The sequence below is a fragment of the Amycolatopsis sp. NPDC003676 genome (assembly GCF_053587275.1).
In genome coordinates, this window is sequence record NZ_JBSFNS010000051.1 from 26263 (window position 1) to 41836 (window position 15574).

General features: G+C 71.2%; 12 protein-coding genes. All 12 read right to left on the reverse strand.

Annotated features, from left to right (window positions below; all coding sequences use genetic code 11):
* Positions 1–152: 152 nt before the first annotated feature.
* Positions 153–986 carry an NAD(P)H-binding protein gene (locus ACWDNU_RS26575; protein WP_449670890.1) on the reverse strand — a complete coding sequence of 278 codons (834 nt, stop codon included), beginning with the start codon at positions 984–986 and terminating at the stop codon, positions 153–155.
* A 96-nt stretch (positions 987–1082) separates the two neighbouring features.
* Complete coding sequence (locus ACWDNU_RS26580; RefSeq protein ID WP_449670891.1) at positions 1083–1958, reverse strand: cell division protein FtsQ/DivIB; 876 nt, start codon at positions 1956–1958, stop codon at positions 1083–1085.
* A complete protein-coding gene (murC, locus tag ACWDNU_RS26585; RefSeq protein ID WP_449670892.1) occupies positions 1955–3373 on the reverse strand; it encodes a UDP-N-acetylmuramate--L-alanine ligase in 1419 nt (472 codons plus the stop codon). Before murC ends, ACWDNU_RS26580 begins: the two co-directional genes overlap by 4 nt.
* A complete protein-coding gene (murG, locus tag ACWDNU_RS26590) occupies positions 3366–4490 on the reverse strand; it encodes an undecaprenyldiphospho-muramoylpentapeptide beta-N-acetylglucosaminyltransferase (RefSeq protein ID WP_370935934.1) in 1125 nt (374 codons plus the stop codon). Before murG ends, murC begins: the two co-directional genes overlap by 8 nt.
* Positions 4487–5923, reverse strand: coding sequence for a putative lipid II flippase FtsW (ftsW, locus tag ACWDNU_RS26595; protein ID WP_449670893.1), 1437 nt, complete (start codon positions 5921–5923; stop codon positions 4487–4489). Before ftsW ends, murG begins: the two co-directional genes overlap by 4 nt.
* A complete protein-coding gene (murD, locus tag ACWDNU_RS26600; RefSeq protein ID WP_449670894.1) occupies positions 5910–7316 on the reverse strand; it encodes a UDP-N-acetylmuramoyl-L-alanine--D-glutamate ligase in 1407 nt (468 codons plus the stop codon). Before murD ends, ftsW begins: the two co-directional genes overlap by 14 nt.
* Positions 7317–7319: 3 nt before the next feature.
* The gene (gene mraY / locus ACWDNU_RS26605) at positions 7320–8402 is read right to left on the reverse strand and encodes a phospho-N-acetylmuramoyl-pentapeptide-transferase (RefSeq protein ID WP_449670895.1); all 1083 of its coding nucleotides are present in this window, start codon (positions 8400–8402) and stop codon (positions 7320–7322) included.
* Positions 8399–9907, reverse strand: coding sequence for a UDP-N-acetylmuramoyl-tripeptide--D-alanyl-D-alanine ligase (locus tag ACWDNU_RS26610; protein ID WP_449670896.1), 1509 nt, complete (start codon positions 9905–9907; stop codon positions 8399–8401). Before ACWDNU_RS26610 ends, mraY begins: the two co-directional genes overlap by 4 nt.
* Positions 9904–11463: a UDP-N-acetylmuramoyl-L-alanyl-D-glutamate--2,6-diaminopimelate ligase gene (locus tag ACWDNU_RS26615; protein ID WP_449670905.1), complete on the reverse strand. Its 1560-nt coding sequence runs from the start codon at positions 11461–11463 to the stop codon at positions 9904–9906. Before ACWDNU_RS26615 ends, ACWDNU_RS26610 begins: the two co-directional genes overlap by 4 nt.
* 493 nt (positions 11464–11956) lie before the next feature.
* On the reverse strand, positions 11957–13876 hold the full coding sequence (locus tag ACWDNU_RS26620) for a peptidoglycan D,D-transpeptidase FtsI family protein (RefSeq protein WP_449670897.1): 1920 nt from the start codon (positions 13874–13876) through the stop codon (positions 11957–11959).
* Positions 13876–14529 (reverse strand): hypothetical protein, encoded by a 654-nt coding sequence (locus tag ACWDNU_RS26625; RefSeq protein ID WP_449670898.1) that lies wholly within the window; start codon positions 14527–14529, stop codon positions 13876–13878. The genes ACWDNU_RS26620 and ACWDNU_RS26625 overlap by 1 nt, the downstream gene beginning before the upstream one ends.
* Complete coding sequence (rsmH, locus tag ACWDNU_RS26630; protein WP_370935927.1) at positions 14526–15482, reverse strand: 16S rRNA (cytosine(1402)-N(4))-methyltransferase RsmH; 957 nt, start codon at positions 15480–15482, stop codon at positions 14526–14528. The genes ACWDNU_RS26625 and rsmH overlap by 4 nt, the downstream gene beginning before the upstream one ends.
* Positions 15483–15574: the final 92 nt, after the last annotated feature.

The window sequence follows — 15574 nt, forward strand, 5'->3', positions numbered from 1 at the left end:
AGCCGCACCAGCGCACCCGACTATCGAGGCACCCACACCACCCCCGCACCCCGATACGAAGCCAAAACGCGGCGCAGTCACAATCAAGCTTCGGGGTGCCCCACGCAACCACCGGGCGCAATGTCGCCGCCAGGCGACGAGCCCCCGAAAACTTACGAAAACGCAGCAACATTCCCCTTAGCCCACTCAGCATAAGAAACCCCAGGCCGCCCCAGCAATTCCTCGACAACCCCAGTAGGCGCTTGCGGATTCAAAGCAGTGAACTCAAACATCTCCAGCAACCAAGAAGCAATCTCCTCCGGATACCCAGCCGCAACCCACTCCGCGACCTGCTCCTCCGGAGTCAACTCCACAAACGGAACCGGCTTCCCCAACGCAACCCCAATAGCCGCAGCCATCTCCGCAAGCGAAACCCCCTCCGGCCCGCTCAACTCGTAAATCCGCCCCACATGCCCCTCAGTACTCAGCACATGAGCAGCCACCGCAGCAATATCCCCCAAATCAATAGGCGTCTGCGTAGCCGAGGGGCAAACCGACCGAACCTCCCCCCGCTCCCGAACAGAAGCAGCCCACCCCAGCGAATTGATCATAAACGCCCCAGGCCGCAAAAACGTCCAATCAAACCCGCCAGCAGTCACCGCGGCCTCAACAGCAGCAAACCCATGCCCGCTGGAAGCCGGATGCGTATCCCCCACACTAGCCCCAGACAACGCGACAACCCGCCGAATCCCAGCTGAAGAAGCCAACTCGCAAAACCGGGAAACAGTCCGCGCATAAGGAGCCAGATAAACCGCCGAAACCCCCTCCAACGCAGCAGGCAAAGTCGAAGGCTTGGCCAGCGACCCGACCACCACCTCAACCCCGCCAGGCAACGCCGCCCGCTCCGGATCCACCGTCAACGCCCGCACCGGCACCCCGCGAGCCACCAGCTCGTCAACCACCAGCCGCCCGACATTGCCAGTAGCACCCGTAACCAGAACCGTCATGCCCCCACCTTCTCGTATGGCGTACGAACCAGACAAGCGTACGGCATACGAGAACTCAGAGCCAGCGAACCCCAGGGAGCGGCCAGGACACCTGGCCTAGGACGTGATGGTAGGCAACTCCGGCGCGGAAACGTCGTAGATCTTCCCCTGCTGCGTCAGCAACGCAGCCAGCACCTTCGCCTTGCGATCGGTGTTCTCCGCGTTCCCCCACCGCACGGTCTTGCCGGTAGAAAGCGTGAACTCGACACTCGCCGGGGTCTGCGCAGTGACCGTCTTCGTCTGCTTCAGCAACTGCTCCGGCAACACCCCGAGCACCGCAGTAACCGCACGGGTGACCGGGTCATCCACCGACACCTTCGGCAGCTTCAGCTCCGGCAACCCGACCGGACGGGTCTTCACCGTCTTGAACACGACCCCGCCGCCGTCGACGAGATGCACCCCGTCGCCACCGGGACCGCTGTCGAAGAACGCGATCGCGGTCCGCTCAGTCACCGCGATCTCCAGCGTCGTCGGCCACGACCGGGACACATCGACCGTCGCGATTCCCGGCATCTGCGCCACCCGGTCGCGGATGCCGTCGACGTCCGCCCGCAGCATCGGCTGCCCGGCCGGCACCGCGGCGGTCGCGCGGATCTGGTCCACCGACACGGTTTTCGCGCCCTGCACCTCGATCGTCTTCACCGAGAGCAGCGAACTGAAGAACAGCAGGTACCCCAGCGCCAGCAGGGTGACCACGGACAGCAGCGCCACCCAGCGGCGGCGGATCTCCTGGCCCCGAGTCGGCCGGGACTTCCGCGCGGACGCCCGCGCAGAGCGAGCTGAACGGCCCGAACGCGCGGCGGTCCGGGCGCGGGTGCGCTGGCGTTCCTCCTCGGTCCGCCGCCCGCGTCGTTCCCGGGCCAGGGCAGCACGCTGCTCCTCGCCCGCGCGAGGCGCGGGCGAGCGACGGCGCTGCTGCCGGGTCCCGGTCATGCTCGTCCGGCCCTCCGGTCCAGCTCGGCCAGGATCTCCGGGCCCAGCTGCGTCACGTCGCCCGCGCCCATGGTGATCGCGAGATCGCCCGGCCGCACGAGGTCCGCGACCAGGCCGGCGGCCACGTCGAAAGCGGGCTGGTAGTGCACCGGCACGGTGACGCGGTCGGCGATCAGCGCGCCGGTCACGCCCGGCACCGGCTCCTCGCGCGCGCCGAACACGTCGAGCACCACGACCTCGTCGGCCAGCGACAACGCCTCGGCGAACTCGGCAGCGAAGGTCTGCGTGCGCGAGAACAGGTGCGGCTGGAACACCACGACGACGCGTCCGTTGCCCGCCGCGGTACGCACCGCGCGCAGCTGCGCGGCCACCTCGGTCGGGTGGTGCGCGTAGTCGTCGTACACGCGGACGTCGCCCGCGCGGCCCTTGAACTCGAACCGGCGGCGGACCCCGCCGAACGCGGCGAGCCCGGCGGCCATGCCGTCCAGCGGCGCGCCGAGTTCGAGCCCGGCGAGCAGCGCGGCAACCGCGTTGAGCGCCATGTGCTCGCCCGGCACCGCGACGCGGAGGTCGTGTTCTCCGCCGTCCAGCGCGACTCGCACAACGCCGCCGTCCGGCGCGGGCGTGTAGTCGAGCACGCGCACGTCGCCCTCGCCGGAAGCGGCGCGGCCGTAACGGCGCACCCGCACTCCGGCGGCGGCGGCCTCGTCGCCCAGCCGGGCCGCGCCCTCGTCGTCGGCGCACACGATCAGCAGCCCGCCCGGCTCGATCTGGCCGACGAAATCGCTGAACACCTTCACGTACGCCTCGGCGGTGCCGTGGTGGTCGAGGTGATCGGGCTCGACGTTCGTCACCACCGCCACCGACGGCGCGTAGGTGAGGAAGGAACCGTCGCTCTCGTCGGCTTCCGCGACGAACACGCCGCCCTCGCCGTGGTGCGCGTTGGCCCCGGATTCGTTGAGGTCGCCGCCGATCGCGAACGACGGGTCCATCCGGCAGTTCTGCAGCGCCACGGTGAGCATCGACGTGGTCGACGTCTTGCCGTGCGTTCCCGCGATGCACGCGACGCGGTGCCCGGCCATCAGCCCGGCCAGCGCCTGCGCGCGGTGCAGCACCGGGATGCCGCGCTCGCGGGCCGCGGCGAGTTCCGGGTTGGTCTCCTTGATCGCGGTCGACACCACGACGGCCGACGGCGGTTCGGCCAGCTCGCCGAGGTTTTCCGCCTTCTGGCCGACGAACAGGGTCGCGCCCTGCGCGCGCAGCGAAAGCAGCGCGCGCGATTCCTTGGCGTCCGACCCGGACACGGCCGCGCCGCGGGCGAGCAGGATCCGCGCGATGCCGGACATCCCGGCCCCGCCGATCCCGATCAGGTGCGCCCGGCGCAGCTGCGCGGGCAGTTCGGGCGTGTCAGGCACCGGCGGCCTCCAAAACGATGCGGGCGAGGGTCTCGTCGGCCTCTCGGTGGCCGAGCCCGACCGCGGCGGCGCTCATCTGCGCGACCCGGTCGGCGTCGGTCACCAGCGGGATCACCAGCTCGGCGACCTTTTCCGCGGTGAGGTCGGCGTCGGCGACCATCAGCGCCGCACCGGCGTCGACCGCGGGCTGGGCGTTGACCGCCTGTTCGCCGTTGCCGTGCGGCAGCGGGACGAACACCGCGGGCAGCCCGACCGCGGACACCTCGGCCGCGGTCATCGCGCCGGACCGGCACACCACCGCGTCCGCCGCGGCGTAGGCCAGGTCCATCCGCTCCAGGTACGGCACCGGCACGTACGGCGGGCGGCCGGGAAACTCTTGCACCACAAGGGAATTCTTCGGGCCGTGGGCGTGCAGCACGCCGACGCCCGCCTCGGCGAAGTCCTTCGCCGCGCCGGAAATCGCGGAGTTGATCGACGCCGCGCCCTGCGAGCCGCCGAACACCAGCAGCGTCGGCGCGTCCGGGTCCAGCTCGAAGAACTCGCGCGCCTGCGCCCGCAGCGCGGCCCGGTCCAGCGTCGTGATCGAGCGGCGCAGCGGAATGCCGACCACCTCGGCCTTCGGCAGCGGCGTGCCCGGCACGGCGACCGCGACGCGGGACGCGAACCGGGCGCCGACCTTGTTGGCCAGCCCGGCCGACTTGTTCGCCTCGTGCACCACGATCGGCGTGCGGCCGCGCGCGGCGAGGTACGCCGGCAGCGCGACGTAGCCGCCGAAGCCGACCACGACGTCCGCGTGCACCCGGTCGAGCACCTCGCGGGTGCGGCGGACCGAATCGCGCACCTTCAGCGGCAGCCGGAGCAGTTCCGGCGTCGGCTTGCGCGGCATCGGGACCGGCGGGATCAGCTCCAGCGGGTACCCGCGCGCGGGCACGAGCTTGTTCTCCAGGCCGCGTTCCGTGCCGAGAGCGACCACTTCGGCGTCCGGGCGCAGCCGCTTCACGGCGTCCGCCAGCGCGAGCGCGGGCTCGATGTGCCCGGCGGTGCCCCCGCCTGCGACCACGACGACCGGCGCCCGGCCCGCTGCCGAACGCTCGGTTCCCTTGACGGGCTTGCTCACCAATGACCTCTCCGGTTCGCGGTGCCCCGGGCACCGCGGTTCGCTGTAGTCCGCCGCGCCGACCGGCGGCGTTCCTGTGCCGGTGCGGGCCGGGCCGCACGCGGCGCCGGCCTGGCCGCCTTCGTCCCGCTCCCCGCGGCGCGCGTTCCCTTGCGGGAGGACGGCGGGCGGTACGGATCGGGCGCGGGCAGCCGCAGCAGGCGTCCGAATTTACCCGGCCCGTGCGAGCGCAGTGCGGCCACCGCCTCGGGTTCGTGCCGCGCGGCGTTGGCCAGCACGCCCATGATGAGCATGGTGATCACGAGCGACGTGCCGCCGTAGGAGATCAGCGGCAGCGTGACGCCGGTGACCGGCAGCAGCCCGACCACGTAGCCGATGTTGATGGCCGCCTGCGCGACGAGGAACACCGTCAGCGTGCCCGCGACGATCCGGATCCACGGGTCGATGTTGCGGGTCGCGATGCGCAGGCCGACCACGGCGACGCCGGCGAACAGCGCCAGCACCACCGCGCAGCCCACGAAGCCCAGTTCCTCGCCGATCAGCGCGAAGATGAAGTCGTTCTGCACGTTCGGCAGGTAGCCCCAGTTCGACGCGCCCTGCCCGAGCCCCTTGCCGAACAGCCCGCCGTCGGCGAGCGCCAGCTTGGCCTGGTTCGCCTGGAACCCCTCGGCCGAGGTGTCCGCGTCCGGCGACAGGAACGACATCACCCGCGCGAGCCGGTAGGGCGCGATGATCGCCAGCACCAGCACGCCGCTCAGGCCGCCGGCCAGGATCACCCCGAAGAGCCGTTTCGGCGCGCCGGCGAACCACAGCAGGCCGAGCAGCACCACCGCGAGGGTGATCGTGCCGCCGAGGTCGGGCTGCATCATCACCAGCGCGAACATCAGCAGCGCCACCGGCACCACCGGGACCAGCAGGTGCCGCCACTGGTGCAGCTTGCTGTACTTGATCACCAGGATGTGCGCGCCCCAGAACGCCAGCGCCACCTTCGCCGCCTCGACCGGCTGGAAGGTGAACACGCCCAGCTTGAACCAGCCCTGCGAGCCGTTCACCGTCGACCCGAGCGGCGTCAGCACCAGCATCAGCAGGCCGAGGCAGATCACCGTCATCGTCGCGGACATCCGGCGGATCCGTTCGAGGCGGACCCGCAGGCCGACCCAAAACACAATTCCGCCGAGCGCGACGAACATCAGGTGCCGGAAGAACAGCGCGTACACGCCGCTGCCGGTTTTCGGGTTGTAGGAGGCCACCGACGACGCGGACAGCACCATCACCGCGCCGATCACGGTGAGGATGCCGGTGAGCGCGAGGACCAGGTGGAACGACGCGAGCGGGCGGGAAAGCCAGGCGGTCAGCCCGGTGCGGAGCGCGACGAACGGGCTTTCCTTGCGGACGCGCCGCGGCCGGGGCTTGTCTCCGTCAACGACTGTCATCCGCCGCCCCCGCCGCGCCGTCGGCCAGCGCACGCACCGCGGCTTCGAACGCGTCGCCGCGCGCTCCGTAGCCGCGGAACATGTCCAGCGAGGCGGCGGCGGGCGCGAGGAGCACCACGTCACCAGGACGAGCCAGGGCGCTGGCCGCATTCACCGCCGCAGTCATGGGCTCATCGTCACCCGGAAGGAGGCGGTTGCACGGGACATCCGGCGCGTGTCGCGAGAGAGCGGCTTCGATCACGGGGGAATCGGCGCCCAGCAGGACAGCCGCGCGCAGCCGTCCGCCGACCGCGGCGACCAACTCGTCCACCGACGCGCCTTTGAGCTGCCCGCCGGCGATCCAGACCACGCTTTCGTGTGCGAGCAGCGAGCCGAGCGCGGCGTGCGGGTTGGTGGCCTTCGAATCGTTGATGTACCGGACGCCGCCGACCTCGGCGACCTCCACCGCGCGGTGCGGCGCGGGCTCGTACGCGCGCAGCCCCTTCCGCACCGCCGCGAGCGGAACTCCATGCACGCGGGCCAGCGCGGCCGCGGCGAGCGCGTTCGCGAGGTTGTGCGGTCCGGCCGGGCGGACGTCCGCGATCTCGGCCAGTTCCTCGGCGCTCGTCTCCGGGTCAGCCCCGAAAGCGCGGTCCACCAGCAGGTCTTCGACCAGGCCGAGCTCTCCGGCGCGCGGGGTGTCGAGGACGAACCCGATCCGCCGGGCATCGTCGGGCGCGTGCTCCTCCGCGATCCGCGTGGACCACGGGTCGTCGACGTTGTGCACGACCGCGCGCGAACGGTGGTGCGCGCGGCCCTTCGCCGCGGCGTACTCCTCCATCGAGCCGTGCCAGTCGAGGTGGTCCTCGGCGAGGTTCAGCACCACCGAGGCGTCCGGCGCGATCGTGGACGACCAGTGCAGCTGGAAGCTCGACAGCTCGACGGCCAGCACCTGATGCCCGCCGCGGACCGCGTCCAGCACCGGGTAGCCGACGTTGCCGCAGGCCACCGCGTCCGCGCCGGCCGCGCGCAGGATCGACTCCAGCATCCCGACCGTGGTCGTCTTGCCGTTCGTGCCGGTGATCACCAGCCACGCGGGCGGATGCTCGCGCAGCTGCCCGACCCGCCACGCCAGCTCGACGTCGCCGATCACCTCGATGCCCGCGTCGGCCGCCGCGACCAGCAGCGGAGACGTCGGCCGCCAGCCGGGGCTGGTCACCACGAGCACGGTGTCCGCGGGCGGTTCGGTCAGGCCGGGCACCAGCTCGGCGCCGAGGTCGTCCAGTTCGGCGAGCCGCTCGGCGTTGCCGTCGGTGACCGTGACCCGCGCGCCCAGCTCGCGCAGCACGGGAACGACCGATTTCCCGGTGACGCCCGCGCCCGCGACCAGCACGTGTTTGCCCTCAAGCTGCAAGGCTCAGCCTCCGAAATTGAGCTGCTCGCTGTAGAACAGCCCGAGCCCGAACATGCAGCAGATCGCCGAGAGCAGCCAGAACCGGATGATCACCGTGGTTTCGGCCCACCCTGCCAGCTCGAAGTGGTGGTGGAACGGCGCCATCCGGAACAGCCGCCGCCGCGTCGTGCGGAAGACCGCGATCTGCGTGACCACCGAGATCATCTCGACCATGAACAGGCCGCCGATGACGATGGCGAGCAGTTCGGTACGGGTGGTCATGGACAGCCCGGCGACGAGGCCGCCGAGAGCGAGCGAACCGGTGTCGCCCATGAAGATCTTCGCCGGAGCGGCGTTCCACCAGAGGAACCCGACGCAGGCCCCGGTGGCCGCCGCCGCGACGACGGCGAGGTCGAGCGGGTCCCGCACGTCGTAGCAGGCCGGGAGCGGCTGGGTCGAGCAGGAGAGCCGGGCCTGCCAGAACGAGATGACCACGTACGTCGCGAGCACCATCGCCGCCGCGCCGCCGGCCAGCCCGTCGAGGCCGTCGGTGAAGTTCACCGCGTTCGACCAGCCGGAGATGACGATGTAGCAGAAGATCACGAACACGACCGACGGGAACGTGATGAGCGCCAGGTCGCGGACGTAGGACAGGCTCTGCGACGCCGGGGTCAGCCCCTGCGCGTCCTTGAACTGCAGCGACAGCACCGCGAACAGGATGGTGATCACGAGCTGGCCGACCAGCTTCGCGGTCTTGTTCAGCCCGAGGTTGCGCTGCTTGCGGATCTTGATGAAGTCGTCGAGGAAGCCGACCAGGCCGAGCCCGACCGCGAGCATCAGCACGAGCAGGCCGGACGCCGAGGGCGCCGCCGCGCGCGAGTTGCCGATCCAGGTGATCAGGTGCGCGACGAAGTAGCCGACGACCATCGCGGTGATGATCGCGACGCCGCCCATGGTCGGCGTGCCGCGCTTCGACTTGTGCCCCTGCGGGCCTTCCTCGCGGATCTCCTGGCCGAAGCCCTGCCGCGAGAAGACCCGGATGAGGTAGGGCGTGAGCAGGATCGAGACCAGCAGACCCGCCGCGGCCGCGATCATGATGTTGATCACGCGTGACCACCGTTCGAGCGTTCAGAGTTCAACGTGGAGGGGGAGTTCCCGGGATCGGCCAGCAGCGCTTCGGCCACCCGCCAGAGACCGGCGGCCTTGGACGCCTTGACCAGCACCACGTCCCCGGGACGGAGCTGATCATGCAGTACGGCGACGGCGGCCTCGACATCGGGTACCAGCACCGACTCCTCGCCCCAGGAACCCTCCTGGAACGCGCCCTGGTGCATGGCGGCCGCGTCCTGGCCGACCACGACGAGCTTCTCGATGTTCAGCCGGACCACGAGCCGCCCGATCGAGTCGTGCGCGGTCACCGAGTCCTCGCCCAGCTCGCCCATCACGCCGAGCACCGCCCACGCGCGGCGGCCGGAGCGGCTCATCGAGGCCAGCGCCTTCAGCCCGGCCCGGACCGATTCCGGGTTGGCGTTGTACGAGTCGTTGAGGATCGTGACGCCGTCCGCGCGGGTGGTGACGTCCATCCGGCGCTCCGAGCGCCGCTGCAGCGACGACAGCCGCTGCGCGATCTCCTCGGTGGTCGCGCCCAGCTCGCGCGCGATCGCGGCGGCGGAGAGCGCGTTGCCGACGTGGTGCTCGCCGTGCAGCGGCAGCGTCACCGGAGCCTCGCCCTCGGGCGTGATCAGCCGGAAGGACGCGCGGGCCTCCTCGTCGACCGTGATGTCGGCGGCCCGGACCTGCGCCCCGGCCGACTCCCCCACGCCCACGACGCGGGCCTTGGTGCGGCTCGCCATGGCGGCGACCAGCGGATCGTCGAAGTTCAGCACCGCGAGACCGTCTTCGGGCAGCGCCTCGACCAGCTCGCCCTTGGCCTTCGCGATGCCCTCGCGGGAGCCGAACTCGCCGACGTGCGCGCTGCCGACGTTGAGCACCGCACCGATCCGAGGCGGCGTGGTCACCGCTGCCTCGGCGATGTGCCCGACCCCGCGCGCGGACATCTCCAGCACAAGGAACTTGGTCGAGGCGTCGGCCCGCAGCGCGGTCCACGGGTGGCCCAGCTCGCTGTTGAACGACCCGGGCGGCGCGACCGTCGGGCCCATCGGCTCGATCAGCTGCGCGATGACGTCCTTGGTCGAGGTCTTGCCGGACGAACCGGTGACGCCGATGACGGTCAACCCGCCGGCCGCCAGCCGGTCGACGACGTGCCGCGCGAGCTTGGCCAGCGCGGCCAGCACGGCGGCCCCGGAGCCGTCGGTGTCGCCGGTCAGCGCGACCGACCCGGTGTTGCCCTGTCCCGGCGGCAGCGGCGGCACGACGATCGCCGGAGCGTCGACCTCCCGCGCGGCCAGCACGCCGACCGCGCCGGACTCGACCGCTTTCGCGGCGAAGTCATGCCCGTCGACGCGCTCGCCGGGAAGGGCGATGAACAGCCCGCCCGGACCGAGCTCGCGGGTGTCGAACTCGACGCTGCCGGTCACGACAGCGGATCCGTCGGTGCGGTGCAGCCTGCCGCCGACGACGTCGGCGATCTCGGCCAGGCTCAGCTCGATCACGCGGTCACCTCGAGACGCTTGCGGATGGCGGCCTCCAGCTCGTCCCGGTCGGAGAACGGGTGCACCACACCCTGGACCTCCTGGCCGGTCTCATGGCCCTTGCCTGCGATCAGGACGATGTCCCCCGCCCTGGCGAGCGACACCGCGGACGCGATCGCGTCGCGCCGGTCGCCGATCTCCACGACCTCGCCGCCCGCCGCGGGCCCGACCGCGCGGGCCCCGGCCATCATCGCGGCGCGGATCGCGGCCGGATCCTCCGAACGCGGGTTGTCGTCGGTGACGATCAGGAGATCGCTGCGGCGCACCGCGGCCTCGCCCATCATCGGGCGCTTCGCGGTGTCGCGGTCGCCGCCGCAGCCCAGCACGGTGATGATCCGGCCGTCGGTGCGGGCGCGCAGGGCGTCCAGGCCCTGTGCCACGGCGGCCGGTTTGTGCGCGTAGTCGACCACCGCGGTGAAGTCCTGGCCGAGGTAGACCCGCTCCATCCGGCCGGGCACCTCCACCGAGGCGAGCCCGGCGACGATGTCGTCGGCCTCGATGCCCGCGCTGTCCAGGATCGCCGCGGCGAGCACCGCGTTCGCGACATTGAACGTGCCCGGCAGCGGGATCTTCGCCGCGCGGCTGAGCCCGTCCGGCCCGAGCAGCGTGAAGGTCTGCTCCCCCGCCGGCGTCGCCTCGATGTCGGCGGCCCGCCACAGCGCGTCGGCTCCGGCTTCGATCGACACGGTCACCGTCTGCGGAGTGAGCAGCGCCTGCCCCCACGCGCTGTCGACCACGACGACCTCGGTGGTCGAGCGGCCGTCGAACAGCAGGGACTTGGCGGCGAAGTACTCCTCCATGTCCTTGTGGAAGTCGAGGTGGTCCTGCGACAGGTTGGTGAACGCGCCCACCGCGAACCGGGTGCCGTTGACCCGGCCGAGCGCCAGCGCGTGGCTGGAGACCTCCATCGGCACGTGCGTGACGCCGCGTTCCAGCATCACCGCGAGCAGCGCCTGCAGGTCCGGGGCCTCCGGCGTGGTGAACCCGCTGGCCAGGCGCTCGCCGGCGATCCGGGTCTCGACCGTGCCGATCAGGCCGGTGGTGCGCCCGGCGGCGCGCAGGCCCGCGTCGACCAGGTAGGAGGTGGTGGTCTTGCCGGAGGTGCCGGTGACGCCGAGGACCGACAGGTGCAGCGACGGCTCGCCGTAGATCCACGCGGCGATCTCGCCGAGCGCGGCCCGCGGGTCCGGGTGCACGAGGACCGGCACCGGCGCGTCGCGCAGCGCGGGCCGCTCGGCCCCGCTCGGGTCGGTCAGGACGGCCGCGGCTCCGGCGGCGAGCGCCTGCTCGCTGAAGTCGGCTCCGTGCGCGCGGGCTCCGGGAAGACCGGCGAACAGGTCGCCGGGGAGCACGTGCTGCGCACGCAGCGTGGCGCCGGTGACGGTGAGGTCGGCGGCCTCGGGACGGTCGGCGATGAGCCGGGCTCCCGCACGGGCGAGCAGAGTGGCCAGCGGGACCGGGTCGATCCGGGCCGGCCGGGGCGGCGCGGCGGCGGCCTTGGCCGGGCTGTCCGGCAGCGAGGCGGCAGCGGGCCCGCTTCGGGGCTGGGACGAGGACACGGACACGCCGGAGAGGTTACCGAGGCCGGATCCGGGTGACCCAACGCGGTACGGCGAACGCGCGGGCCCGCCGCGAGTGTGCTAGGCGGGACGGTCAAGATCGTTGCGGCACAACCCTTTCCCCAGTGCCACACCGGCCCGTGTGGACGATCCCCCGCTCCGCCGCGCCCTGCTCCGCCCGCATCGCGTTTCCCGGTACCGCATTTCCCGCGGCACGCGGCCCCAATGCCACATTGGGTGCGTTGAGCGCAACCAATGTGGCATTGGGTGTGTGGGACGCGCCCAATGCCACATTGGGGTTTTCTCCCGGCAGGGGCGCGGCGCGGACGGTACGCGGAGTTCTCCTCGGTCGACGGGCGCGTTCCGGCGCTGCAGACGTACGTGAGGGGAACCCTGAGGGAATCTGATTCCCTCAGGGTTCCCCTCACGTACCTCTAGCAAGGCGCGGCGGTCAGCCGACGACGAGCGGCACCACCGGCGACGGACCGTCCGACAGCGGAATCTGGTACCGCTGCGACAGGTACGACGCGATCGTGTGGAACAGCGGCCCGGCGGAATGCCCGGCGGGCAGCGTGGTGTCCGGCGCGTCGAGCCGGATGCCGACGACGAAGCGCGGGTGGTCGGCGGGCAGGATCCCGGCGAAAGTGATGTTCGCCAGGCTCGAGCTGTACGCCTTGGTGCGCGGGTCGATCTGCTGGCCGGTGCCGGTCTTGCCGGAGACCTGGTAGCCCTCCAGCCCCGCCGACGGCGCGGTGCCCGAGTTCGGGCTCTTCGCGTTCTGCACCACCGAACGCAGCATGTCCCGCACCGTTTTAGCGGTTTCCGGGCTCACCACGCGCTCGGTCTTCGGCGGCGCTTCCGGCGTCACTGTGCCGTCCGGGTTCTTCTTCGCCTTCACGATCCGCGGCTCGACGCGCAAGCCGTCGTTCGCGATCGCCTGGTACATCCCGGCCATCTGCACCACGGTCATCGAAAGGCCCTGCCCGATCGGCAGGTTGCCGAACGTGGACGCAGACCAGTCCTTGCGCGGCGGCACGTACCCGGAGCTCTCGCCAGGCAGGCCGATGCCGGTCTTCTGCCCGATGCCGAATTTCTTCAGCAGCGCGAGATACCGGTCCGGGCCGACTTGCTGCGCCAGCTCCAGCGTGCCGACGTTGGACGATTTCGCGAACACGCCGGTGGTGGTGAACGTCTGCGTGCCGTGCACCCACGCGTCGTGCACGGTGCGGTCGGCGATCTTGATCGAGCCCGGCACCTCCAGCGTCGAGGTGGGCGTGGCGATCTTGTCGTCGATCGCCGCGGTCGCGGTGATCACCTTGTTCACCGAACCGGGTTCGTACGGCGTGGTGACCGGCCGGTTGTTGAGCAGGTCGTCCTTGATCGTGGACGGGTCGTTCGGGTTGAACGTGCTGGCGTCGGCCAGCGCGTACACCTCGGACGTCTTCGCGTCCATGATGACCGCCTGGCCGCCCTTGGCGTTCGACTTCGAGACGTAGTCGCTCAGCTGGCGCTGCAGTTCGAACTGCAGGTCGGAATCTATGGTCAGCTCGAGGTCGGAGCCCGGGACGGCGGCGTTGAGCACGTGCTCCGTGCCCGGCAGGTACAGATTGTCGTTGCCGTTCTGGGTGTTCACGATCTCGCGGCCGGGCGTTCCCGCCAGGTCCGCGTCGCGCGATTTCTCCAACCCGATCACGCCGTGCAGGTTGTGCTTCGAGACGTCGGGATCGTCCATCCGCCAGTTCGACAGGCCGACGATGTTCGACGCGAGCGTGTCGCCCGGGTACTCGCGCTTGGCCCGCTTCTCGACGCTGATCCACGCGTACTTCTTGACGATCTGGTCGGCCACGGAGGGCTCGACGTTGTCGACGAGGTAGGTGAAGGACTGCTGTTTGTGCAGCAGCGCCAGCTGTTCTGCCTCGGTGGTGAGGTGCGGGACCTTCTGCGCGATCAGCTTCGCCGCGCCGGCGACCTCGGTTTCGAAGTTGCGGCCCTTGTCCGGGTACTTCTTCGCGTACTCGTCCATCGTCTTGTGCAGCGCCCGCAGGTTCACCGACAGCGTGCGGGTTTCCACGCTGAACGCCAGCTTCGCGCCGTTGCGGTCCACAATGGACCCGCGCTGGGCCGGGATGTCGATGGTGAGCGTGCGCTGCCGTTCGGCCGCCGCCGACAGCGTGGGGGCCTCGAACCACTGCACCTGCACCAGTTTCGCGCCCGCCACCACCATCAGCACGACCAGCATGATGCGCACCGCGGAAAACCGGCTGCGCTGTCCGCCGTTGCCCCGTTTCGCGACCGCGCGGCGGGTGCCCGCGGCGTAAGTCCGCCGCGCGCTGCCCGCCGCCCGGGAACGGCTGTTGCCCCCTGCCGCCATCACTGCCCTCCCGCGGTCCCCGCGGGCGTGCCCGACAGGTCGCCTTCGATGCCGCCCTCCGGCGGAGCGGCCGGCTGCGCCGGGGGCGCGGCCGAGTCCTGCTCGTCCGGCTGGGCCTTCTTCGGTTCGCCGACGACGGTCGTCTTGCCGTCCTTGCCGACGACGATGCGCGCCGGGTCGCCGCCGGGCACCATGCCCAGCTGCTTGGCCGCGGGCGCGAGAGACGCCGGGGACTGGGCCTTCGCGACCTCGCGCTCCAGCCGGTCCTTGGTCTCCATGAGCGAAGCGCTGTCCGTGCGCAGTTTTTCGAGCCGGTACGAATCAGCGATCGCCTGCGTGGTGAACCACAGCGTCGCGGCGACCCCGACCGCCAGCAGCCCCATCATCACGAGCACGAACGACGCGCGCGACCGGGGCCAGCGCAGCTTGAACCGCGTTCCCGCAGTCTTCGCGACGACGGTTTCCGGTTCCGCGACAGGCCTTTTCGGCGCGCGCTGGCGCAGCAGGTCGGCCCGCTGCGCCCGCCGGGCGTACGCGCGCTCGGCGGCCGTCGTGCGCCGCCGCCCCGGGACTTCCGTCTCGGTGACGGTGTTCCGCGGTGCCCGCTCCGCAGCGGTCGACGACGAGCGGCGGGACTTCGTAGGTGCGGTCATCGCGGCTCTCCGATCCGTTGTGCTGCGCGCAGCCGCACGGAGGCGGCCCGCGGGTTGTGCTCGATCTCGCTCTCGCCGGCCTTCTCCGCTCCCCGCGTGAGGAGCTTCAATTCCGGCCCGTGCCCGGGAAGTTCGACCGGAAGCCCTTCCGGCGTCCGGGATTTCGCCAGTTCCGCGAGCGCCTGCTTCACCAGCCGGTCCTCGAGGGACTGATAGGACTCGACGACGATCCGGCCGTCCATCGCCAGCGCGCCCAGCGCCGCGGGCATCGCCCGGCGCAGCACTTCCAGCTCGCCGTTGACCTCGATCCGCAGCGCCTGGAAGGTGCGCTTCGCCGGATGCCCGCCGGTGCGCCTGCTCGCCGCCGGCACCGCGGAGTAGAGCAGTTCGACCAGCCTTCCGCTGCGGGTGAACGGTTCCTTCTCCCGTTCCGCCACCACGGCGCGGACGATCCGCTGCGCGAAGCGTTCCTCGCCGTAGTCGCGCAGGATCCGGATCAGCTCGCCGGGCGCGTAGGTGTTGAGCACGTCGGCGGCGGTGAACCCGGTGGTCGGATCCATCCGCATGTCCAGCGGCGCGTCCTGCGAATAGGCGAACCCGCGTTCGGTGCGGTCGAGCTGCATCGACGAGACGCCGAGGTCGAAGAGGATTCCGTCCACTTGCGACAGTCCCAGTCCGGACACCGCTTCGGGAAGTCCGTCGTAGACCGTGTGCACGAGGTCGACGCGGTCGCCGTGCCGCGCGAGCCGCTCCGCGGAGCGCTCGAGCGCGGCGGGATCGCGGTCGAGGCCGATCAGCCGGAGCCGGGGAAACGCGGCGAGCAGCGCGTCGGAATGACCGCCGAGGCCCACGGTCGCGTCGACGAGAACGGCGTCGCGATCGGCCAATGCGGGGGCGAACAGCTCGACGATGCGGTCCAGCAGCACCGGAACGTGCTCGGCTTCGTCCGTCATGTCTTCCCCCTTCCTGCCGCGAGTGTTTCCGGGGAAGATGCGGCGGATGCCGTCAGGTCCCTGCCCGCCCGCTTGCTGACCTGGCACCGGGG

Excerpts from the sequence above, each read along its gene's own strand:
- ACWDNU_RS26575 (WP_449670890.1), bottom strand. The coding sequence starts at position 986 with ATGACGGTTCTGGTTACGGGTGCTACTGGCAATGTCGGGCGGCTGGTG.
- ACWDNU_RS26580 (WP_449670891.1), bottom strand. The coding sequence starts at position 1,958 with ATGACCGGGACCCGGCAGCAGCGCCGTCGCTCGCCCGCGCCTCGCGCG.
- ftsW (WP_449670893.1), bottom strand. The coding sequence starts at position 5,923 with ATGACAGTCGTTGACGGAGACAAGCCCCGGCCGCGGCGCGTCCGCAAG.
- ACWDNU_RS26620 (WP_449670897.1), bottom strand. The coding sequence starts at position 13,876 with ATGGCGGCAGGGGGCAACAGCCGTTCCCGGGCGGCGGGCAGCGCGCGG.
- ACWDNU_RS26625 (WP_449670898.1), bottom strand. The coding sequence starts at position 14,529 with ATGACCGCACCTACGAAGTCCCGCCGCTCGTCGTCGACCGCTGCGGAG.
- rsmH (WP_370935927.1), bottom strand. The coding sequence starts at position 15,482 with ATGACGGACGAAGCCGAGCACGTTCCGGTGCTGCTGGACCGCATCGTC.